At 60.6% G+C, this 20,941-nt stretch carries 14 protein-coding genes and 4 pseudogenes; 6 read left to right on the plus strand and 12 right to left on the minus strand.

Features of this window, described 5'->3' with window-relative positions:
- Positions 1 to 522: 522 nt before the first annotated feature.
- From AC5ZFO_RS07540 to AC5ZFO_RS07550, 3 genes are all read right to left on the minus strand, one after another.
- The gene (locus tag AC5ZFO_RS07540; RefSeq protein WP_282520870.1) at positions 523 to 942 is read right to left on the minus strand and encodes a hypothetical protein; all 420 of its coding nucleotides are present in this window, start codon (positions 940 to 942) and stop codon (positions 523 to 525) included.
- Positions 943 to 1,628: 686 nt separating this feature from the next.
- Positions 1,629 to 2,465 carry a glycosyltransferase gene (locus AC5ZFO_RS07545; RefSeq protein WP_282520869.1) on the minus strand — a complete coding sequence of 279 codons (837 nt, stop codon included), beginning with the start codon at positions 2,463 to 2,465 and terminating at the stop codon, positions 1,629 to 1,631.
- 26 nt (positions 2,466 to 2,491) lie between these two features.
- Positions 2,492 to 3,685: an aspartate kinase gene (locus AC5ZFO_RS07550; RefSeq protein WP_282520868.1), complete on the minus strand. Its 1,194-nt coding sequence runs from the start codon at positions 3,683 to 3,685 to the stop codon at positions 2,492 to 2,494.
- A gap of 984 nt (positions 3,686 to 4,669) precedes the next feature.
- Between AC5ZFO_RS07550 and AC5ZFO_RS07555 the strand changes: the two genes are divergently transcribed.
- The 3 genes and pseudogenes from AC5ZFO_RS07555 to AC5ZFO_RS07565 all read left to right on the plus strand — a co-directional run bounded on the left by AC5ZFO_RS07555 (position 4,670) and on the right by AC5ZFO_RS07565 (position 8,500).
- Positions 4,670 to 5,266 (plus strand): LemA family protein, encoded by a 597-nt coding sequence (locus tag AC5ZFO_RS07555; RefSeq protein ID WP_404979766.1) that lies wholly within the window; start codon positions 4,670 to 4,672, stop codon positions 5,264 to 5,266.
- Positions 5,267 to 5,333: 67 nt separating this feature from the next.
- The gene (locus AC5ZFO_RS07560) at positions 5,334 to 7,277 is read left to right on the plus strand and encodes a M48 family metallopeptidase (RefSeq protein ID WP_282520867.1); all 1,944 of its coding nucleotides are present in this window, start codon (positions 5,334 to 5,336) and stop codon (positions 7,275 to 7,277) included.
- Positions 7,278 to 8,318: 1,041 nt separating this feature from the next.
- Positions 8,319 to 8,500: pseudogene (locus AC5ZFO_RS07565) on the plus strand (hypothetical protein).
- 102 nt (positions 8,501 to 8,602) lie between these two features.
- Here AC5ZFO_RS07565 and AC5ZFO_RS07570 read toward each other — a convergent pair.
- A pseudogene (locus AC5ZFO_RS07570) lies at positions 8,603 to 8,761 on the minus strand (ATP-binding cassette domain-containing protein); the annotation flags it as partial.
- Positions 8,762 to 9,530: 769 nt separating this feature from the next.
- Positions 9,531 to 9,740 (minus strand): cold-shock protein, encoded by a 210-nt coding sequence (locus AC5ZFO_RS07575; protein WP_038945713.1) that lies wholly within the window; start codon positions 9,738 to 9,740, stop codon positions 9,531 to 9,533.
- A gap of 310 nt (positions 9,741 to 10,050) precedes the next feature.
- Between AC5ZFO_RS07575 and AC5ZFO_RS07580 the strand changes: the two genes are divergently transcribed.
- Positions 10,051 to 10,263 carry a hypothetical protein gene (locus AC5ZFO_RS07580; protein WP_282520866.1) on the plus strand — a complete coding sequence of 71 codons (213 nt, stop codon included), beginning with the start codon at positions 10,051 to 10,053 and terminating at the stop codon, positions 10,261 to 10,263.
- Between the two features lie 202 nt (positions 10,264 to 10,465).
- Here the strand turns inward: AC5ZFO_RS07580 and AC5ZFO_RS07585 are convergent, their stop codons facing one another.
- Positions 10,466 to 13,249 carry a UPF0182 family membrane protein gene (locus tag AC5ZFO_RS07585; RefSeq protein WP_282520865.1) on the minus strand — a complete coding sequence of 928 codons (2,784 nt, stop codon included), beginning with the start codon at positions 13,247 to 13,249 and terminating at the stop codon, positions 10,466 to 10,468.
- A 518-nt stretch (positions 13,250 to 13,767) separates the two neighbouring features.
- Between AC5ZFO_RS07585 and AC5ZFO_RS07590 the strand changes: the two are divergent.
- Positions 13,768 to 14,669, plus strand: a pseudogene (locus tag AC5ZFO_RS07590) (epoxide hydrolase family protein); the annotation flags it as partial.
- Positions 14,670 to 15,044: 375 nt separating this feature from the next.
- Here the strand turns inward: AC5ZFO_RS07590 and AC5ZFO_RS07595 are convergent.
- The 4 genes and pseudogenes from AC5ZFO_RS07595 to AC5ZFO_RS07610 all read right to left on the minus strand — a co-directional run bounded on the left by AC5ZFO_RS07595 (position 15,045) and on the right by AC5ZFO_RS07610 (position 18,576).
- A complete protein-coding gene (locus AC5ZFO_RS07595) occupies positions 15,045 to 16,610 on the minus strand; it encodes a winged helix-turn-helix domain-containing protein (protein WP_496121867.1) in 1,566 nt (521 codons plus the stop codon).
- Between the two features lie 293 nt (positions 16,611 to 16,903).
- Positions 16,904 to 17,122 carry a CBS domain-containing protein gene (locus AC5ZFO_RS07600; RefSeq protein WP_496121964.1) on the minus strand — a complete coding sequence of 73 codons (219 nt, stop codon included), beginning with the start codon at positions 17,120 to 17,122 and terminating at the stop codon, positions 16,904 to 16,906.
- Between the two features lie 69 nt (positions 17,123 to 17,191).
- Positions 17,192 to 17,284 (minus strand): annotated as a pseudogene (locus AC5ZFO_RS07605) (CBS domain-containing protein); the annotation flags it as partial.
- Between the two features lie 311 nt (positions 17,285 to 17,595).
- Entirely contained in the window at positions 17,596 to 18,576 is a 981-nt protein-coding gene (locus tag AC5ZFO_RS07610) for a catalase family peroxidase (RefSeq protein WP_282520862.1), read from the minus strand.
- Positions 18,577 to 18,911: 335 nt separating this feature from the next.
- Here AC5ZFO_RS07610 and AC5ZFO_RS07615 point away from each other — a divergent pair, with 335 nt between their 5' ends.
- A complete protein-coding gene (locus AC5ZFO_RS07615) occupies positions 18,912 to 19,442 on the plus strand; it encodes a hypothetical protein (protein ID WP_135178336.1) in 531 nt (176 codons plus the stop codon).
- 14 nt (positions 19,443 to 19,456) lie between these two features.
- Here AC5ZFO_RS07615 and AC5ZFO_RS07620 read toward each other — a convergent pair whose 3' ends face one another.
- A complete protein-coding gene (locus AC5ZFO_RS07620) occupies positions 19,457 to 20,584 on the minus strand; it encodes a DUF6745 domain-containing protein (protein ID WP_496121868.1) in 1,128 nt (375 codons plus the stop codon).
- The gene (locus tag AC5ZFO_RS07625) at positions 20,562 to 20,906 is read right to left on the minus strand and encodes a DUF8820 family protein (protein WP_282520860.1); all 345 of its coding nucleotides are present in this window, start codon (positions 20,904 to 20,906) and stop codon (positions 20,562 to 20,564) included. The genes AC5ZFO_RS07620 and AC5ZFO_RS07625 overlap by 23 nt, the downstream gene beginning before the upstream one ends.
- Positions 20,907 to 20,941 lie beyond the last annotated feature (35 nt).

The raw sequence follows: 20,941 nt of genomic DNA on the forward strand, positions 1-20,941 counted from the left end.
ACACCCTTACCGACGATGAATGAACTCCAATCGACTTACGTCGACTGTTGTGTCACTCAACAAGGTGAGGAGCATCAAGAGCGTGCATGCTTCCCTTGGCATCTAGGCCAAAGAGAGCGCCCGACAGACGGGCAACGCTCGAAAACGCATAGACGCTCACTCACCTGACTTCAAGCAGAAAATGAAAAGTTTCCACTTCGCCAATCTTCTCGTGTCCGCGTAGCAGAGCAGCAAGCCTGCTCGTCCTAGTTAAGCCCAGACGTTCATCGGCTTTCCACCCGGGCACTCAGATAGTCAGAACTGTAGTCGCCCCCTTCTCTCTCATCGAAGAGGCGCTGGCGCCGTTTGTCTGCACCGAGCGCTGAGCTTCTTCCTGAAAGCCGCAGACTTCCCCCACGCTTCGACATCTGGCCGCACGAGCGCAAGTCCAGCCGGACCGGCCCCCAATTGCCGAAATTTGCCCCCCCGGGCCACGCTCGCGCAATCTGCTACGGCCAAAGGTTCTGTTAAATCGCTTCGCGTCTATGAGCCAAAAGCGGCATGACGATCCTTTGAGGACTCGTTCAGGAGGCCGACAAGTCTGAGACCTTCCAGAATGCCTTCGAGCCGTTGTTCCTGGATCGTCGAGGCAAGCATTGCAGCGGCATCTCTTAGATGGACGGTGAAGTCGACGTCAGGCGATCGCTGAGCCAAGATATCCATGAGCGTCGGCACATCAGCCTTATGATGGCGCAAAACCGAGACTGCCTCCGCCGCGAGATAGTCAGCCAGGTCTCCGTTCAGTGGCGGCTCAAACTCGAACTCGGCCCCCGCGCGTTCATTGATCGATCGTCGTATCTGATTGCTTTGCTGCTTTGCCGCCATCGAGAGCAGGAACACCGCATCCGCGAGCTTGTCCCGCGGCACGCTTCTCAACTCAGCGATAGACGCCTGGATGTCCATGCGGGAACTCTTATTGCGCTCGCGTCCTTGCTCTGCAAGTTGCGCGTCACGTGCGCGAGATTTGCTCTTCCGTGTTCGAAACATCACCATGCTCTCCAGCGGACGATATATCGCGGTGAACTGGTCAAATGAAGTACAAAGTTGCGAGGAGCTCGACCATGAACCTCGCCACGTTCTCGCGTCAGTGGTTCACTCCTGCGATGCTTCAAAACACAACGGGAGTGATCGCAACGTCGGTACCTCGCGAAGCAGCTTCGCGCCCATCGCGTGAAACGTGCACATTTGGCAGTACAACTATCTTACGTCAGCCGTGACTCGGGCTTTTCGACTTTGCGACGGCTCGACCAGTCATATCGTTGGCGGCTTTGCGGTAAAGTCGGGCGCGCCACCACGCAGCGCGCCGCAACAGACCGATCCTTTGCGATCGACTCCGTAGACCAGACACCGAGACAGCCCACACGAAGTTCGCGTAAAGAGATTGGAAGGCAGGAAGTAATTTGAGCCCGGGGTCGTTGTGCCCGGTCGCTTATTCTCCTGAAACGGACACACCGGCGAGAGCGCATGGATCAAGACGCAAATATCGCGATCCAAGTTTGGATTCGCAAATGAGATGTTATGGGAGAAGTGGGCCCGTGGCCGACTTCGAAGCGGCCGCATAGGTACCGGGCGGCTCGGTTGTCGAACAATCACATCTTGACCGCAGCCGCGAAGAGCCTGTCACCCCACTCGTACAACGGCCGCATGAAGTCAGACTGGGTGTGAATTGCTCGACCTTTGCGCTCACGCCATTTTCGTCCGTAGGTATCGAACGGAAAGTGTCGCATGTAGTAGTCGCAGGTCTCTTCCCAATGATCGACCGACAACGATTTGCCGTAGTGCTGGCAATAGAGGCCAGTCGCCACGCGTTCAACGCCACCCGGCTCGCGCGCATGGTGCTCTGCGAAGGTGACCTCCAACCGGTTTCGCCACAACATCAGAATGTCTCGCCTTTCCGGACCGAAGAAACGACGAAAGTCCAGCAGTTCGCGATCGGCCTGATAGGGTGCGTGATCTCCAGGAGTCATGTAGGCATCGAACAGTTGGACCCGCACGCCGTCGCATTCGCTAGAATGCGTTCCTTCTATGAATCCGCGTAAATCCCCGGTAACGCGCTCATCCGCATCGAAGCAAAACATCCAGTCGAACTGGAAATGCTCGCGCGCCGTCTGCAACAAGAGGCCGCGATGCCGACCCTCAGCAATCCGGCGCGCCTCGATGTCAGCTTCCCACGATCGATTTGTCACAATCAGAGCGACTTTCGGGTGTTCGCATAGTATCTCCAGCGTACGATCCGTGCTCGCGTCATCATAAGCGACAATCGCATCGACCTGCTTGGCCACGTAGTCCAGTGTGTCTCTGAGAATAAGCGCTTCGTTACGAAGGCGGGCGATGCCGATTAGACGGTGCTTGTGACCTAATAAGCCTGTGTTGCAGGCAATGATTCGTTCGCCATCGCGAAGTAGCCACCCCATGGGGCCAGGCATTTCGTGGCATCCTCTCAAAGGGGTTGTTAGATCAGCGAATGCAACGCCGTGACCGCAGCCTCGCGGGTCTCCACAGGAACGAACAGATTTATCGAATGTGATGATAGAACGTATTTGTCAACGACAATCCCGTGGGATTGCAGAATTTGTATCGCCTGAAATGGCAAGTCTGAAGAAACGCCGCCGAAGCAAGTGAGGCTCACCGAACTTAAAGTCTCACGCTCTTTGCGCAAGTCTTTGCTCCTTTCCAGCGTGCGCAGCAGAGTGTCGAGCGATTCCGACTCGCAAGTCATCATGATGCGCGTCTTTCCTGCGGTGAAAGCCGAGGCGAGGACTTGCGGCCAAGACAGGCCGTTTTGCTTGAGATGCTGCGCAAATATCTCAAAACCGCGACTGAGATTCGTCGAAGCGATCTCCACATGCTCAATACGAGCCATCGAGTTGACGGCCAAAACTTTTCCGTTTTCCATTCCGATAACCTCTTTCATCACTCGCGTGCTGTGTTCGGAATTGCCCCATTTTCGTAAAAACAAAGGGATATTTTGGCTTTGTGCCAGCTCCACGCTGCGAAAATGCAAAACCTTGGCGCCCCAAAAACACATTTCGGACAACGATGCAAAATCCAGCCGGCGCAATGGTTTTGCGTTCGCCACGATGTGCGGATCGGCCGAGCAAATTCCGTCGACCTCTTTGATAATTTCACAGCGCTCGGCCCTTAGCGCCGCAGCCATGGCGACTGCAGTGGTGTCGCTGCCGCCCCTGCCTAGGGTGGTGATTTCTTTGGTTCGCGGATTCACGCCTTGAAAGCCCGCTAAAACCACGATGCGTCCGCGACTGAGTTCTTCGAGCACGCGCGCAGGCCGCACATCTAAAATGCGCGCGGAAGAATGAGATTCGTCTGTCATTACACCGGCCTGACTTCCGGTAAAACTAATGGCTGGCGCACCGAGATCAGACAGAGCCATGCTCATCAACGACATGCTGATGCGCTCACCGGTTGTTAACAACATATCCAGTTCGCGGCGGTTGGGATGCGGGCTTACTTGATAAGCCGCCTTAATTAGTTCGTCGGTCGTCTTACCCATCGCTGAAACGATCGCCACGACGCGATGACCACGGTTGTGCAAATCGGCGAGACTCCTCGCAACCGCGCGGATTTTCTCCGGCGTTTCTAAACAGACGCCGCCGTATTTCTGCACGATGGTCGGATTGTTGCGCATTTACTTGCGACGGTGACTGTATGAGCGGTGGCTGGATGTTCGCTTCGCTCCGCCGGACGGTTTCATGCATCGAGCTCCAGAACTGCTTGCGGTCCGCGCAAAAATTGGACCGCCCCTATCGAATTTCGCGACGTTTTTTCCGCGCCGGCGCGTCTCTGAGGTTCTGAAAATAGTTGGGCCAGTGCACGTGGTTGCCCACGTACCTCTCCGCTCATCGCCGTTCACAGCTCTCCAATATTCGATACAACAATCGTTTTTCTTGGCGGAAGATTGGCGGTCACGACAAGATAGGCTGGGTAACGCTAAAAGTTCTGCCGCCCCGAAAAAAAGCCCTGAGTGAGAGTGGGGCCGGTCCGCAAGGCGAGAGGCTCTGAGGAATTGACTACCCCCACCCCTGCCAATATCAGCGACTCGACCAGTGGCTTTTAGTATTTAATTCCCGGATGTTGCGCGTGAACCAGGGAGACCGGTCCGCAGAAATCATTCGCTAGAGTTTTGACCGCCCCCACGAGCGGGATTGATGTCTCGGTTGGCCAAAAGCAGCGGCAAATGCCAACGTTGGACTGACGTCAGGTTTGCCACTGACAACCGACATGACAAGGGTTCAAGCGATGTTCGGCTAAGGTCCGGCCATCGCCGGACTCAAAAATGAGCACTCCGGCTGCCCGAAAGCGTAGCAAGTAGCGCCGCCCGCGCTCTGAGAACTCGCGCATCAGAACGGCCCGCCCTCGGGCAGCGCCTCGGTGCGTCTTCCGAGGCTGACGTCCCGTCCTGGAAAGTAGCCCTCCATAAGAGCTGCGTGCGGAGCGGGAAGGACCACAGGTTCGTGGGCGGCACACGACAAAGATAGTACCGTCCTCAACCAGTCGCCCGTGGGATTTTGCCAAGTTTTCGGCCGGATTCCGTCGGACAAATGTTCCGCCGGTCTGGCGCCGGTCGTGCGATGGACCAGACCAACAGTCCTCTCGTCGGAGGTCACGGCTCATGAGTCCCGTCACAATTGCGCTGCTCGTGCTCCTGGGCGTCGTGCTGCTGCTCGCACTCTGGCTCATGGGCATCTACAACGGACTGGTGGTCGCCGCGAACCGCTTCAAGAACGCCTTCGCCCAGATCGACGTGCAGCTCAAACGCCGCTACGAGCTGATTCCGAACCTCGTCGAAGCCGTCAAGGGCTACATGGCCCATGAGAGAGAGACGCTCGATGCTGTCATCAAGGCGCGCAACAGCGCGACGGCGGCCGAGCAAAAAGTCGCCGCCAACCCCAGCGACCCGGCGGCCATGAGGGAGCTTAACCAAGCCGAGGCCCAGCTGGGCAGCATCCTGGGCCGGCTCTTTGCCCTGTCCGAGGCGTACCCGGACCTCAAGGCCAACCAGAACATGCTCGCCCTGCAAGAGGAGCTGAGCTCGACCGAGAACAGGATCGCCTTCGCCCGGCAAGCGTTCAACGACGCCGCCGCCACCTACAACATCCGGCGCGAGGTCTTCCCGGCCAACACAGTGGCCGGCATGTTCGGCTTCAAGGAGGCGGCGCTGCTCGAAGCCCCAGAGACCGAGCGCGCAGCGCCCAAGGTGTCGTTCTAACACGGAACAATTACCGCTCCGCGCGTCCCATGCTTCCGGTTTCACGCTCTCAAATCCGCCTCTGACCATGGCCACAAATTTCTTTCAGCAGCAGGATTCGGCTCGACGCAAGACCCTCCAGCTGGTGGTCTATTTCGTCTTGGCGATCCTGATTCTGATTGCCCTGGTGTACGGGCTATTGCTGACGCTCAGCATGTCTAGCGGCCCCGAGCCGGTGTCCTGGTGGCAGCCGGAGCTGCTCCTGCTCGCGGCGCCGGGGGTGGGCCTTGTGGTCGGGGGTGCCAGCGCGTTCAAGGTGGCCCAGCTCTCGTCCGGCGGCCAAGCCGTCGCCCTGATGCTGGGTGGTGAGGAGGTGCCCGGCACGACCACCGACCCGCGCGAGAAGCGGCTGCTCAACGTCGTCGAGGAGATGGCGCTGGCCGCGGGCGTGCCGGTGCCCCCCGTCTATGTTCTGGCGGAGCCCGGCATCAATGCCTTCGCGGCCGGCTACGCGCCGGGCGATGCCGTAGTGGCCGTCTCCCAGGGCTGCCTCGACTACTTGACCCGCGACGAGCTGCAGGGCGTGGTGGCCCACGAGTTCAGCCACATTCTCAATGGCGACATGCGGCTCAACATCCGGCTGATCGGCCTGATCTTCGGGATCATGGCGCTGTCCATCATGGGCCGCATGCTCATGTTCGCGTCCGGCGGCCGCTCTTCGGGAAGGAATGATTCCCGTGGCGGCCTCGTGCTGCTGGGCCTGGGCGTGTTTGTGCTGGGCCTGGTGGGAGCGTTGTTCGGTCGGCTGATCATGGCGGCGGTGTCTCGGCAGCGCGAGTACCTGGCCGACGCTAGCGCCGTCCAGTTCACGCGTAACCCCGACGGCATTGGCGGGGCGCTCAAGAAGATCGGTGGGCTGGCCGAGGGGTCGCGCATCGACAACCCCCAGGCCGCCGAGGCCGGTCACATGTTTTTCGCCAACGCCTTCGCCGGCGAGGGGTTCGCCGGACTGCTGGCCACCCACCCGCCCCTCGTCAAGCGCATCCGCCGGCTCGATCCCCAGTTCAACGGCCAGTTCCCGGAGGTGCGGGCGGTCAGCTTCGATCGGGAAGAACCCGAAGGCCCCCGCCGCGTCCCGCCGTTCGCCAAAATGCCGAGGTTACCGGGGCTGCCGCAGGTGCCGTTACCGGCCTTGGGGTTCGCCGACGAAGCGGCGTCCCGGGTCGGCCACGTCGATCCGCGAGAAATTAGCCACGCCCAGGCGCTGCACGACGGCATGCCCGACGTGCTCCGGGTCGCCGCCCAAGAGCCGTTCAGTGCTCGCGCCCTTGTCTACGCCCTTCTCCTGGACCCGCGGCCGGACCTGCGGGACCTCCAGCTGACCCAGCTGAAGGCCGGCGCTGAGCCGCAGGACTTCGCCGAAACCTTGCGGCTGGTCGCCCCTGTCCAGGCCCTGCCGGACACGCACCGGCTGCCTCTTCTGGACCTGGCCATGCCAGCCCTGCGGCAGATGTCGCCCCGCCAGCACCGGACTTTCCGCGCGCAGGTCGAGGTCCTCATGATCGCCGACCCGCGGCTGAGCCTGTTCGAGTACACCCTCCGCTGTGTGCTGCATCGCCATCTCGACGCCCAGTTCCTGCCGCAGCGTCAGACGCGTCCAGTGCACAGCTCGCCGCAAAAACTGGCGCACCCGGTCGCGACGGTGTTGGCGCTATTGGCTTGGGAAGGCCAGCCGAAACCCAACCAGGCCGCCCGGGCTTTCGATACGGGCATGCGCGGCTACATCGGCGGCGACTACACCCAACGCTTGCCGCCCCGCGCGGAATGCTCCCTCGCCGAGTTCGACGCGGCACTGCAAACGCTCAATCAATCCGTCCCGGCCATCAAGCGCCGGATCGTCGTCGCCTGCGCGACCTGCATCCTGGCGAACCAGCAGGTCACCCTCCGCGAAACGGAGCTGCTCCGCGCCATTTGCGATACGCTCGACTGCCCGCTGCCGCCGCTCGTCGCGGGGGAAGCGGAAAGACGATGAACGACATCACAGCAAGGCTGTCTATGTCGCAGCACTCGATGACGCTCCACTCGAAATGCGTCAGCTCGTAGCACATCAAGCCCCCAGCGGAGGACTTGAACCACTCTCCACTGATTTGTGCCAGAGTCAGTTGAGTATAGAACCTAGTCCAAAGCCTTGGCGCGCATTCCAATGTGTTGGATGCGCTCAGGCGGTATCACGAAACGGCGCAGGTGGCAGCGGATGCCCTGCGAATCTTGCTGCCGTATGTCGAGCGCTATCCCGAAACCTACGGAGGGCTGACACGCTTCATCGTGAATCCATTTTGCAGCGATACAGTGATGCTGCGGGAATAGCAGCGAACAGAGCGCTTGTTGAACGGGTAGCAACTGCCTTCGACCAGAACAGCGCAACTTCAACCGTATGTTCCGGTTAAGGGTCAAAACGCGAAAAACTCAACGAGAGCAAATTCACTCCGCTAAGCCCCATTGAACGGACCTCAAGGGAGACTTCGATGATCCTCCCGTTGAAGAGATGCGCGCCAAATCGAACAGGGCATCACGGCGGGGCTAAGATGCCTCGCGTTGACCATGATTTCGAGTTTACATTTGCCCAATCTGGGCGCTGGCAGGGCAGTTGCAATGACGGCTCAGTCCCACAAGACCGCGGAAGAGGAGTACGAGGAGCAAGTTCGCATCCTCGTCCGTATCGTTTCAGCCTGCACTTTGGGGCTTCTCGCTTTCGCTGCGGGCCTGCTGATTGGGACCTTTCTGTTTTCGTGATCGAAGATGAATGACCGGTCCTCCGGGCGCGGTTCTGTTTGGTTTGGGCTTCACGAAAGTTACAAGTTTCGCTTTGCCATGGATTTCGCACGATCACATGCACGCCGCTGGACGACAGCGGCTTGATCCATGTCGTACGTCGTTAAGTATCAGCTGTCGCAACCTGCCTCCTTCGGAGGGGTCGACATCGCCGGGCTGCAATAAAAGCGGACATCGGTCTAAGGGGCTGTTCTTCAGCCAACGTAGGGGGTAGAGGCGCCGCTCAACAAATGGAGCGGCAATGGCTAAAAAATTAAAGAAGATCGTTCGTCGCGAATACACTGCGGCCGACGTCAAGGAATTGCGCGCTCATTCGAAGCTAGGACGCCTGTGGCGAAGATCGCAAAAGCGATGAAGAGAACTGAAGCGTCTCTTCGTCAAAAAGCGATGGCGCTCAGTATGCCGCTGGGGCACAGGCGCTAACTACAAAACGCGCGATACGTCAGCGGACTTTATGAATTCCGGTACGCATCGTGCGTCTTGTCCTGACTTTGGAAACCGCCTCCCGCGCCCTCTCCACGCTTCGCGGGGGTGGCGCACGATAGCACGGCCCAACGCCACGCGCTGGCGCTGGCCGCCCGAGAGCTGGCGTGGCCTGCGCTGTAGCAACTCGCCGATGCCGAGGATCTCAGCCGCCTCCAGCAGCAGCACTTGCGCAGTCGCCTCGCTGGCTGGAGCCTTGCGGAAAGCGCCAGCTGTTCGAACCTGTCGGCTTCGGTGCAAAATCCGCATTGACCGCCGCGAAGTCCAACTTCCGCTCTGCCCCTGTTAACGGACATCGTCAGACAGTCAGTCGGGTCCGCCACCAGTTGCAACTCAAAAAGACCCGCGCGCGAAGGGGAACCGAATGCGCTAGGTCGCATTTCTAGACGTACAGGCACACTTGCTACGTCAAGCTGACCCTTTCACGACAACTTCCGAAAGGATGGCGACCATGCCACGGGTGAAGCATGCTGCGAAGCACGTACGCGCAACCAAAGCCGCCGCCGTCACGGCACTCGGTACGGCCGGACTGGGTCTCTCGCTGGCGGGGAGCGCATCCGCGCACACGATACCCACTGCTCATATCCCGCATTCTGACAACATCTCGCCCAATCAGCGCTTCGTTCTTGGCGAAGAGGAAATGGCCGACGTCAGTCTCGCCACGTTCTATCTCTTCGATAAGGAAAATGCTGGAAGCGACGTGCAGCTAGCCGCCGTTGTTGTTCGCCGAGGTTGCGGTGGTTGCCGTGGCTGCCGTGGGTGCCGAGCTGTGCGTGGTTGCGGTGGCTGCGGGGGTTGCGGCGGCTGCTGCGCACGCTGGGGACGGTGCCGCTGGTGCTAAGTTCACGACCCAGCGGATGAACGATAAAACTTAGCGAACAATCGTGCGGGCATCGCCGCAGGTCGGCGATGATATCCCCCCTGTAGCCTGCTTCTCAGTATATTCGTGGAACCGAAGCGTCGACCGATGTTACAGGGTCTTCAGATTTTCAGCGCTCGTCTTTCCGCGCCTCGGATCGGTCTTCTCCTCGAAGGAGACCTTCTGCCCTTCGGCTAGTCCATGAAGGCCCGCACGCTCTACGGCGCTAATGTGAACAAATACATCCGGCCCACCATTGTCCGGCTGAATAAAGCCAAAGCCCTTCTGGCCGTTGAACCACTTCACGACACCCGTTGCCATTATCCGTCTCCAACAATACCCACGAAAGAGTTCGTTACCCACAATCCGTGCGAGCAAATTCGATCCAGCGATGTCTTGGAAAGGCCCCCTCGGGGCGCGGCCATCAAGTCATTCAATAGGTCGAACCCCTTCACCATACCACCGGTGGCATGGGTTGCCACGGGAATGAGATGAGAGGCGCCGCGGCTGGCCTTGGGTTCCGCGGCCTTCTCGAAGGGACTGTTCACGGCCCGCAAAACCTTGATTGCAATCAGCAGGTCGGCGGGCTTCTCTGTGCTGCGCACGCGCCACAAATGCTGTAAGGAACACAATGCCCTACATCTTCTCGATCAACGACGACGTTCATCATCAAGCCCAGCGACCGCAGGGCCGCGCCGACAATGGCGGACGGACCGTCTACACTATTGTTGCATGCCTCCCGATTGAGGCGGGCGGCCGCATTCGATACCGCATCAAAAGCAAAACCGAGAATTTCGAGCGTGTTGTAACTGAGGATGAACTCAGTCAGTGGCCACGGCAGTAGGCGCGACAGTGGGCCTGTCGGTTGGTCCACAGGGGAGATCCAGCTCGACCTGCTTGCGGTCCTCCTCGCGTCTCAGTGGCATTCGTACCGCGAGTGCAAACACCGCCTGTATCGGATCAAGCTCAACGCCTCTCTTCGTTGCGTGCTCAGCCCGAACTATGCAGCCCCTGTGTTCCCAATGAGCGCCAAAGGAGCCGCGACGCTAGTGGCCCGTGGCGTGCCGGTTCATTTCCTCCAGAAGCTCGCGCATTGCGTCGAACTGCGTGCCAAAGCCTTTCCAGTCGCCGGACTTCAATCGTTCAACGGCATGATTGTAGCGGTCGAGCGCCTCCCGTGCTTGACTTGCCGACGGGCGTGCGACAGGCATTTCCTCCTTCGCGCTCGAGACCGGCCGCACCGCGCCAGGCTCGATAAACAGTGCTGACAAGGCCTCGTCGAGCGTCTCCTTCATCACCACATGTTCACCATAGGCTGCGATCACGCGTTTCAGCTCCGGCAGGTGTCCGTGCTCCGCTCGCAAATAGAGCGGCGTTACATAGAGGATCGAGTTTTCGATCGGGATCACAAGCAGGTTCGCACCGCGTATCACCCGCGAGCCCATCTGATTCCACAGCGTGATCTGCTGCGATATATCGGTGCTCTGATTGATCCGCGCTTCGATCTGGAACGGCCCGTAGACGAGCTTCTCCTTTGGAAACTCGTAGACAATCAGCTTGCCGTAGTCGGGCGCGTCGCAACGCGCGGCGAGCCACGCGATCATATTGTCGCGGCGGCTTGGCACCATGGGAAGCATGAGGAAAAACTCGGCCTGGGGCTCGCCGGGCAGTCGCATGATGATGTAATATGGGGCCATCGTCGCAATGCCGCCGCCGCCCGGCTGGCGCGGGAACTGCCAGAGATCCTCGCGGTTATAGAAAACGTCAGCCGCCTCCATGTGATAGCTCTGATAGAGCTGCGCCTGAATCAGGAACAGGTCCTCCGGATAGCGAATGTGCCTCTGCATATCCGCAGGCATGGCCGAGAATGGCTTGAACAGGCTCGGAAAGATGCGCCTATAGGTCGCTGCAATCGGATCGCCGGTGTCCATCAGGTAAAAGTCGACGGTCCCGTTATAGGCATCCACGATGACCTTCACTGAATTGCGAATGTAGTTGATATCCTCGTCTTGCGCCGGCTGCGCGGAGGGGAAGTAGGAACTCACCGTGTAGGCGTCCTGCATCCAGAACATCCGCCCATTGCTGATGACCAGATAAGGATCGTGATCGAGCCTGAGGAACGGGGCGATCGTTCGTACTCTTTCCCCGATATTGCGCCGGATCATGATACGGCTGTCGGTCGTGATGTAGCTTGAGAGCAGTAGGTTCGGGTCGTTGAAGTAGTAAGCGAACAGGCCTCTCCACACCATCGCTCCTATCGGAACGCCGCCCGTACCGTCATAAGCCGCGTAGACATTGTCCTTTCCCTTCGGATAGTCGAACTCCGGCGTGCTCCCCTTGACGATGACGTAGTTGTCGCTCCGTTCGCCGTAGTAGAGGCGCGGCTCGTGGATTTTGGGGCCTCCATCCGCAACCGGAGGGATATCCCGCAAATAGAGCAGCGGTAGCCCCTCGGTGCTTTTGCGCGTGACCGGGCTCATCACCGCGCCATTGCCGTGAGTAAACAGCACGTGGCGGTTGACCCATGTCTGGGCATTCGGCGGCAGCAGGGAGGGCTGCAATTCGCGAGCCGAGAGCATTACGCTTTGGTAGGAGCCATCGAGCCAGTAGCGATCAACATCAAGATCATGGAATTTGTAGTAAGTGCGGATCTCTTGCAGCTGCGCGTAGGTGTCCGACAAGGGCAGCCAGTCCCACAGCCTGATATTGTCGATTGTCGCCTTGTTGGCGTCGAGCGTCTTGAAGCTAAGCTTCTGTTCCGCCGCAAACGGCTTGGCTGCGATCTGATCGAGATTGTATGCCTGCCGGGTGAGCGCAATGTTGCGTTCGATGTAGGGCCTTTCCAGCTCCAATTCGCTTGGTTTGACGAAGAACTCCCGGAACAGCACGGGAATCACGCTGGACAGCACGAAAGACCCGATCACGACAAGCAGGAACGCGGCGGCAGGAAGCCGGTAGGTGCGCACCCGCAAATTTGCCCACGTGGCGAACGCCGCGATGACCGAAAGTCCGATCATCAACCACAAGGCCGGTAGCCTCACGTGGACATCGGTGTAGCTTGCGCCGACGACTACACCGTTGTCGCCGTAGAGCAGCAGATAGCGATCAAGACCATAGGACCAGGCCTTCACCGCAAAGAAAAGACCGAGCAGCACCGAGCCGTGGGCAATCGCCATCGACGACATTGATCGGCGATGAAGGTCGTATTCGATATCGCCGTGCACCCAGTAGATCGCCGCGGCGAAAAGCGCGCTCAGAACGAGCGCGAGCATCATCCCGTTTTTGATGAGGATATAGGCGGGCAGCGAGAAGAGATAGAAGCCGATGTCCTTGTTGTAGAGCGGATCGTCTGCACCATATGGCACCTGATAGACAAACCGCAGGAAGACACCCCAGTTGCCGACTTCTGCGGCGGCGACGAGCAGAGCGAGCAAAGCTGCCCCACCTACGATCAACCGGGACCACGGCAGTCGATCGCGTAAAAGCGCAAGTAAATCTGGCGGCGCGTTGCCCGCGAAGTTCCACACCGAAGCGGTGACAAGCTGTGTCGACCGCCGTCGGGCAAAGCGCAGTGCGAACCATCCGTTCACCCAAAGGATGATGGCGGTTCCGGTCCAAACCGCAAGAAAGATGACGGTTTTCGCACCGATTGTCGTCCAAAAAACCTGCGGATAACTGATCGAGGAAAACCACAGCCAGTCGACGAGGAGGTCGCTCGCGAGCCAGAGCAGGATCAGGCAAACCCCAATGACAGCGGCCGCAACAGTGAGCCCGACCACGGCACTCTGCCTTGGTACCTTCCGTTCGGGTCCGGTGATCCCGATCGTCATGGCTTGATCATAGCGGAAATGAGGGACGCCCGCCGCTCGATTTCGCGGTCGGAATAGCGCCTCAAGGCGGGGGCACGGGTGCTCGAACCTGGGTCGCCAGGATCGCGGAACAGCGCAAAGTGGCGAGGTCGGTTGATGCAGCCGGCGCTAGAAGCGCCTTTGCGGCGCTCGCCTACTCTACCGCCGACAGCTCGTATCCCGACGATCTCGGGTCTATAATCAGGCTGCCGCCCATTGGCGAGAGTCCGCAGGGAAGGCCTTCACGGTGGATGGTTTGCATTTTTGCACCGGAGGTGATGTCATGGCCCATTGCTCCCACGCTCCAGAAATACCTAGCCTCTGAAAACATCCAATACGAGGTGATTCCGCGCGAACTCAGCATGACGTCCACGCGGACGGTCCGGTCCGCTTTGCGCCCAAGAGCCGCCTCTTCTCGAGGTCGCGTGGCGCCAGCGAAAGGTAGCCGGCCTGAGCCGAGGCCACGACGTCACCCATTCAACGAGTGAGGGAGTTTCCCAATGCGTGTGCAAGCAGTTTCGGAAGCCATCAACTCGGACCGGCGCCGGCTCTTGCGCTCCGCCACGATGGGAATTGCCGCGGCGGCTGCCGCGGGTCTTTTTCCCGCGCACCCGGCGCCGGCGGATACAGGTAACGAAATCCGCCCCTTCCGGATCAACGTTCCAGAAGAGGCGCTTCTCGATCTGCGCAGGCGAGGTGGCCGGAGCGAGAAACCGTGACCGATGAATCGCAGGGCGTGCAGCTTGCGACCCTTCAGGACCTCGCTCGCTATTGGGCGACGGACTACGACTGGCGGAAGATCGAGGCAAAGCTGAACGCTCTGCCGCAGTTCATCACCGAGATCGATGGGCTGGACATTTATTTCATTCACGTTCGTTCGAAATACGAAAATGCGCTGCCGCTCATCGTCACGCATGGATGGCCCGGTTCGATCATCGAGCAGTTGAAGATCATCGATCCCCTCACCAATCCCACAGCGTACGGCGCGAGCGCATCGGACGCTTTCCATGTCGTGATCCCGTCGGTTCCCGGCTACGGGTTTTCGGGCAAACCGGCCACCAGCGGCCGGGGCCCTGCCCGCGTCGCGCGCGCATGGATCGAGCTGATGAAACGCCTTGGCTACGCGCGCCTTGCCGCGCAAGGCGGCGACATCGGTGCCCTCATTTCCAATGCGATGGCTGAACAGGCGCCGCCGGAACTGCTGGGCATCCACACCAACTTCCGCGGCACGATTCCGCCGGAGATCACCAAGGCGCTGCAGAGTGGTGAGGCCCCCTCCGGTCTCTCGGCCGATGAGCAACACGCCTTCGACCAGGTGAAGGATTTTCGCGCCAAGCATTTTGCCTACGCCGCCATGATGGCGACGCGGCCGCGGTTGACGCATTGGCGAGCCAGTAGCCCGACCACTCATAACGGTCTGGTTGCAGGTTCGAGTCCTGCCGGGCCCACCAAGAATATCAGTATCTTGCTTGATCTTCGTTGCCCGCACCGCGACGGCCGCACCAGAAACGTCCACTTTTCGTTCGTGCACAGTCGTAAGGGTGTCCGGCAGCTCGCCTGCTGAACAGTGGATGCGACAGTGCACCCACGATCCTCGCCTCCCCGGCCGACGGAGAGGGACTGACGGAAGCAGTCTCTACTTTGGCGATAATGTCGGCCATCTCCGGCAAAGCGGAAGTCCGCCATAGCGTCAATCAAGTCCGCTAAGGGCCACAAGCTGCCGCCGAGGTTCACAGGGCCGCGTGTCCGCCACAGGGAACGAGGCGGCACACCGGGTTCATTCGGGCAACCCCGCTTTCCGAAGGCCCTCAGTCATCAGCTTCGCGTTTGATTGTCCGCCCCGAGCGATCCACGAAGATATTGTAAATGCAGGATCGATCTCAAGCAGACGCGCCGCCGCCTCACGGGCCTCAACGTCGCGTCCGAGATGGGCGAAGGCGGATGCGAGACAGCGGTAAGCTGGCGAATAGGAGGGGCTCTGACGTTGGGCTTTCTTCCCTGCGGCGATTGCCTCGTCAAAGCGACAAAGCTCGATAAAGGCGACGCCCATCCCAGAAAGCGCTCGGTGTAGGCGCGGGTCTACCGGGCTCACGCGAAGGGCGTGTTCAAAGCTCCGGATCGCTTCCTCCGACAGCCCCGCAATTCTATAGACATTGCCTCTGCAGTTCCATGCCCAATATGAATTGGAGTTGAGCGCGACCGCCCGGTCAGCCATTTCGATCGCGCTTTCACAGTCGCCGACGTGGTACGCCGAGATTAGGCAAGCCCATGCTAACGTTTCTGGATCGTTATCGTCGAGGCTCAATGCCAAGCGAAGAAGCCGAACTGCTTCGTTGCGGTCGCGTTGAGGATCGATGGCGTAGCCGAGAAGGACGTTGTGCCCGTGGCCGGCACCTTCCAGAGCCGCGGCAAGGCCAAACCCAGGGTCCAACTCCAGGGCGCGATGAGCCAGCCTTATCGCCTCAGCCACCCCTTCGCGGGTCGGTAGGTAATACTGTTGCAGGGCTCGGAGATAACAATCATATGCGGTGAGGTTCTCCGGTCGCCGCCGCGTCGCTATCTCAATTTCCGTTTGAAGCAACTTTGGCTGAATAGCTGAGACAACGGCGACCGTCACTTCGTCCTGAAGTGCAAAAACATCCGTCAGGTCACGCTCGAACCTGTCCGCCCAAATGTGCGCACCCGTCACCGCATCAATCAACTGGCCTGCGATGCGAACCTTCCCCGCTGCCTTGCGCACTGACCCTTCAAGAACGTAGCGCACCCCAAGCTCGCGTCCGACCCGCTTTACATCGACGGCCTTACCTTCGAACGTAAAGCTCGAATTGCGAGCGATCACGAACAACCACTTGAACCGCGAGAGCGCCGTGATGATTTCCTCAACCATCCCGTCCGCGAAATACTCCTGCTCGGGGTCGCCGCTCATGTTCTGGAACGGCAATACCGCAATCGAGGGCTTGTCGGGCAGCGCCAGTGCGGGCTTTGACAACTCCACATGACTTTCCGAGGCGACGGCGGCGCTAGAAGGTCCATCCTCTTCACGCACCGCACCGACGAAGCGGAAGCCTTTCCTCGGCAATGTTTTGATTAAGCACTGCTTCTCGCCCGTGTCGCCGACTGCGCTACGAGCGGCATTCAGCCGGGTAGACAGTGCTGCATCCGAAACGCTGCGCCCATTCCAAACGGCATAGATGAGATCGTCCTTGCTGACGACGCGCTCCCTGTTTCGGATTAGGTATTCGAGCAGATCGAACACCTGTGGTGTAATGGAAACGACCTCTGCCCCGCGATGCAGTTCGCGCCGGTCGGTGTCAAATGCGAACTCCTCGAAGCGATAGCGCAAGTTGCCAGCCCCTCACGTAGCCTCCCATCGCAGAAAGGCATCTTCGCACACCCAAAGAATAAGCCGCTGGTATAAAAAATGTAAGCCAATGGTTGGGCGGGTTTTGAGCCGTGGTATCTCATCTGATGCAGTGGAGCCCGACTTCCGGTATGGGTTAAAGGGCGAAGAACTCAGCGTGAGCAAATCTCGTCCGCTACGCCCCACTAAGCTGACCTCAGTGAGGGGTGTCGCCACTTCGCTGATGGGCCACAAGCAGACATGCGCGGGGGCGACGGCACCGCGCGGTTCGTTTGTTAGCCCCCGGGGCCGTCCTTCATGATGTAGCCCATCAGGTCATCCACGTTGTGCTCCAAATCCCGGATGATGTTCTTGACTACGTCTCCGATCGAGATCACGCCCACGACCTTGCCCGCGTGCAGCACTGGCAGATGGCGAAAAGTGCGCTGAGCCATCATTGCCATGCAGCCCTCTAGCTGATCGTCCGGCTTGACCGTCACGGGGTTGCCCGTCATCACTTGGCCCACCGGCGTCTGCTTCGCATCGAGCCCGGGCAGCAGCACTTTGATGGCGCAGTCACCCTGGGTCACGATACCGACCAGCACGTCATCGTCGATGACCAGCACCGACCGAACCCGGTTGTCGCGCATCTGGCGCAAGGCTTCGATGACCATGTCGCCGGCTGCTACGGCTCAAAAGCGGTCCGGTGCTAACCCGCGGCGCCAGGTCTGGTTTCAGATCGCAAGCGGACCTCTGGGCTCCCGCTTGGTGCCCGCCTCCACAGTAAGCAGCACGCTGCAGCAAATCAGCAATGGCAACCTGCTGTCGGCCAGATCAGTCGGCATCTGCTGTCACGCCGGTACGTGAGAATTTTTGGTAGCGAAGGTCCGACTCCGTCAAATTCCCTCCCCCAAATCCCTGCCGTTTTCAGTGTTCGCGGCCAAACCAACTTAGGATTCTGAGATAACCTGGTGACTAACCGTGACCGTCAGGGATTGCGCCGCGAGAACGAGATGGCATAGGCGCCGTTGCGGACATCGATCATCGGATCGTCGGACTGCTCGATCCCGTCGGTGAGTTGGCCCGGCAGGAACAGGAGCTTCTTCTGCGCCTCGTCACTATTCGTCACAACCTTGTCGATCGTCAGCACGCCAAGCTCGACCAGCTTGCGATCATCAGGCCAGGGCTTTGATGGATCCTTGGTGGAGTCACCGGCGGCAGCGAGTTGCGCCTTGAAGCGGAAGGTCACCGGCCCCTGCTTCAATCGTGCGGGCAGCTCCTCCATCAGGAAGTCCGGCGTCTTCTTCGCGGCCTCCGCCTTGTCCAGGTGCACGACCTTCTCGGGGATCATCTGGTAACGGACGGCCTGTCGCTCACCCGCCTTGTTGACGAACACGAACGCATTGATGCCGAAATAGGCCTCGTTGGCAAAACTGTCCGGCGTAGCGACCGTGGCGAAGGCAGCCGGGATGGTGGAGTGGCTTGCCACGAACTGCTCGAACTTCGTCGGCTTGGCCGCGTCCGGCGGGCTCTGCGCGATCGCGACGAGCAGGTCGCGAAACTCCTCGCTGGTCGAGACGGGAAAGAATTTCAGCGAATTTATAACGATGTCCATGTCGCTGCCGTCGGGCAGGTGAAACTTCACCGCCATCCCATGCGGATTAGCGTCGTCGGAGCCGTCGGGCAGATTCGGCACTCCCGTGGAGTCCGAGAACCGCACCGTCGCCGGAACCTCAGTGCCACCGAACAGCACCGCCTTGCTCAAGCCGGCGGCTTCTGGAGAGGCCTTGAACTTCCCCTCGGCCACGACGCCCTTTGCGTGATTGGCGCGGAATCCGGCGTGGACACCGAACACCTTGTTCATTTGGTTGACGATCTGCTCCTCGACCGGCGCGTCCTGCGCGCGGGTGACGGCGGGCAAGGTCAGGCCAAATGCGACCAGCACAGCAACGAGCTTGCGGTTCATCATCAGCGGCTCCTCCTGTCATGAGCATCGCAGCATAGCAGCATAAATTGACGCATGAGCGACTTTCGTGACGTTCACGGCGGACGCGCGGTAACTCCCCGCTCATGCCTGCCCCTCGACAGGTTGGCGAGTCCGCTCTCCGGAAGCGGACGGTTGCGACCGAGACCCGTAGGTCCGCAATGGGTCAGAAGCGGCCCATCACGACCAGGCAGCGCGACGTCCGCTCTAGACTCCCAAGCGGCCGCACATAAGGACAACCCCCTAGGCCACCTGCAGCACTGACGGGGCCCTCGCGACCCCGTTTTTATTTGCGGCCGATGGTCGTAGCCTCCACGTCCATGATCGCAGCCTTGGACGAGGGACATGTCGGTGGCTATTCGGTCGCTTATGGCCGCGACGATACTTATTTCCCGGTCTACGTCACGGCGGCGCTGGCCGCGATCTTCTGCACGGCCGCGCTTCTCACCGGCGCGCTCTACTGGCTTGCGCTCGCGGCGCTCGCGGCCGGGTTTACCTACTACAACATTCCGCTGCTCGAGACCGGCCGGCCCACGATCGGCGCGAACCAATACGGCATCTTCATCCAGGCCTTCGGCCTGATTCGGTGGCGCGCCATCGAGCGCATCGATCTTGTCGAGATCGCCGAGCGCGCCATGACGGTGCATGAACTCCAGATCGTGCTGAACGCACCGCTCACCAGCGCGCTGGTGGCCGACTGGCGCAAGCAGCCGTTCTGGCGCTGGTTGATGCGCCTGCCCTGGCGGATGAGCCACACCAACATGGTGCGGATCAATGTCGAGCCGTTCGATCAGCCGCCGGACATGATCCATCGCACCTTCCTGCGGATGTGGCGCTACTACCGCAGCTAGCGACCACGCATGCATCACGTCCTCAGCACGAGGTGTGCGTAGGCCTCTGCCCTCATGCCGTAGGTCCATGCGACCGCTTCGCGCGCCGTGCGCAGATTGGCCGGCACCTGGAGGAAGAAATGCCTGCGCGTGCCGTCCGGCTCGGGCGTGGCGTTGACGACCTCCACGGCCGCCCAGGCGTCCGCGGCGAGCCAGTTGCGGCGCCACAGGATTCCGGTCTCGTCCTCGGCCACACAGGTAGCGCCGCCGAGCGCGACGTAACGTTCCGGCGTCATGATCTCGATCATGCAGCGGCGGACCTGGACGTCGACTTGCTCGTCGATCGCAGCGAGCGTGATCCGGTCCCGATGTTCGATGATCCAGCGGGGCACCTCCACCCCGCGCCAGGCCCAGATCGACCAGCCGTCGGGATAACGCAGTGCCGGACCGCTGGCGTGATGCAGCCGGTCGCGCGCGTCACCGCACATGAGGTTCGGTCGCTCCGCGAGCCAGCAGGTGTGCTCGTGCGGCTGTAGCCAGCCCACGCTCGTCGCGAGCTGCATCAGGCCGCGCAGCGGCTCCGTCTCTGCGTGCAGACCAAGGACCTCGCGGAGATAGTCATAAGCGCCAAGCCACGAAAGATCGTGCGGCCCCGCTGCGCAGGTCGAAAAGCCCCGCGGAGCAGCGAGCGCCTGTAACACGCCGGAGAACGACAGGCCGGTTCGGCGCAGCTGGCCCAGCATGGGCAGATTTTGCTCCGGCACGCTGCGTATCACCGCGTCGGCTGCAGCGGCGACCAGCAGGTCGGCGTGATTGACTGCGCTGTCGACCGCGGCAAGCACCTTCCGGTGAACCCGCGCTTCAACCTGCGAAGCTATGCGCCGGCGCAGGCGATCGAGGAGACGAAAGCGCACATTGCCGCCGTCGCCCTGCGACATCCGGCCGGCAAGCCCGGACAGCGCCAGCGGGCTGTCGCACCATACGATGCGGGCCGGCGGCTCCAGTCCTGCGGCCTCATAGGCAAGACGCACGCCCTGCTCCGCGGTGTCGCGATCGGCAGGCGCCGTCGAGCGTCGGATGGCTATCCACCGCGCGCGGTAATCGCCCAACGCCGCCATCTGCCCCGCAGACAGCGCCTGCTCAGTCGGCGAGGACGCGCGCATCCCGAGGCCCCAGTTCACGCTGGCGGCGCACCCGATAGGTCCCTCGCGGCAGCGTCAGCGGCGCATGCTCCTGATGCGTCACCCGCGCATAGGCCGAGGCGATCTGGAGATGCCCGAGATAGAGCCCGGCCGGAATGTCGCGCGCCAGATCGTCGTCGTGAAACAGCGTCACGCGCTCGCGGATCGCATGACAATGTCCCGTGGCCTCGCCCTCCAGCAGGACCAGAGGCGCACCTTCGGCGATTTCGGCGAGCGTTCCCGATGGCGCTACATCGGGTACCCGCTCGATCAGCAGGTCACCTTGCGCAAAAATCTCGGTCATCGTGCCTTCTCCCGTGCCGGCGCATCCGCGGGGAA

It is taken from the genome of Bradyrhizobium sp. Unk1 (assembly GCF_059512345.1).

Coding starts and splice junctions, on each gene's coding strand:
- AC5ZFO_RS07540 (WP_282520870.1), bottom strand. CDS start 942: ATGGACATCCAGGCGTCTATCGCTGAGTTGAGAAGCGTGCCGCGGGAC.
- AC5ZFO_RS07545 (WP_282520869.1), bottom strand. CDS start 2,465: ATGCCTGGCCCCATGGGGTGGCTACTTCGCGATGGCGAACGAATCATT.
- AC5ZFO_RS07550 (WP_282520868.1), bottom strand. CDS start 3,685: ATGCGCAACAATCCGACCATCGTGCAGAAATACGGCGGCGTCTGTTTA.
- AC5ZFO_RS07555 (WP_404979766.1), top strand. CDS start 4,670: ATGAGTCCCGTCACAATTGCGCTGCTCGTGCTCCTGGGCGTCGTGCTG.
- AC5ZFO_RS07560 (WP_282520867.1), top strand. CDS start 5,334: ATGGCCACAAATTTCTTTCAGCAGCAGGATTCGGCTCGACGCAAGACC.
- AC5ZFO_RS07575 (WP_038945713.1), bottom strand. CDS start 9,740: ATGGCAACGGGTGTCGTGAAGTGGTTCAACGGCCAGAAGGGCTTTGGC.
- AC5ZFO_RS07580 (WP_282520866.1), top strand. CDS start 10,051: ATGCCCTACATCTTCTCGATCAACGACGACGTTCATCATCAAGCCCAG.
- AC5ZFO_RS07585 (WP_282520865.1), bottom strand. CDS start 13,249: ATGACGATCGGGATCACCGGACCCGAACGGAAGGTACCAAGGCAGAGT.
- AC5ZFO_RS07600 (WP_496121964.1), bottom strand. CDS start 17,122: ATGACGGGCAACCCCGTGACGGTCAAGCCGGACGATCAGCTAGAGGGC.
- AC5ZFO_RS07610 (WP_282520862.1), bottom strand. CDS start 18,576: ATGATGAACCGCAAGCTCGTTGCTGTGCTGGTCGCATTTGGCCTGACC.
- AC5ZFO_RS07615 (WP_135178336.1), top strand. CDS start 18,912: ATGATCGCAGCCTTGGACGAGGGACATGTCGGTGGCTATTCGGTCGCT.
- AC5ZFO_RS07620 (WP_496121868.1), bottom strand. CDS start 20,584: ATGCGCGCGTCCTCGCCGACTGAGCAGGCGCTGTCTGCGGGGCAGATG.
- AC5ZFO_RS07625 (WP_282520860.1), bottom strand. CDS start 20,906: ATGACCGAGATTTTTGCGCAAGGTGACCTGCTGATCGAGCGGGTACCC.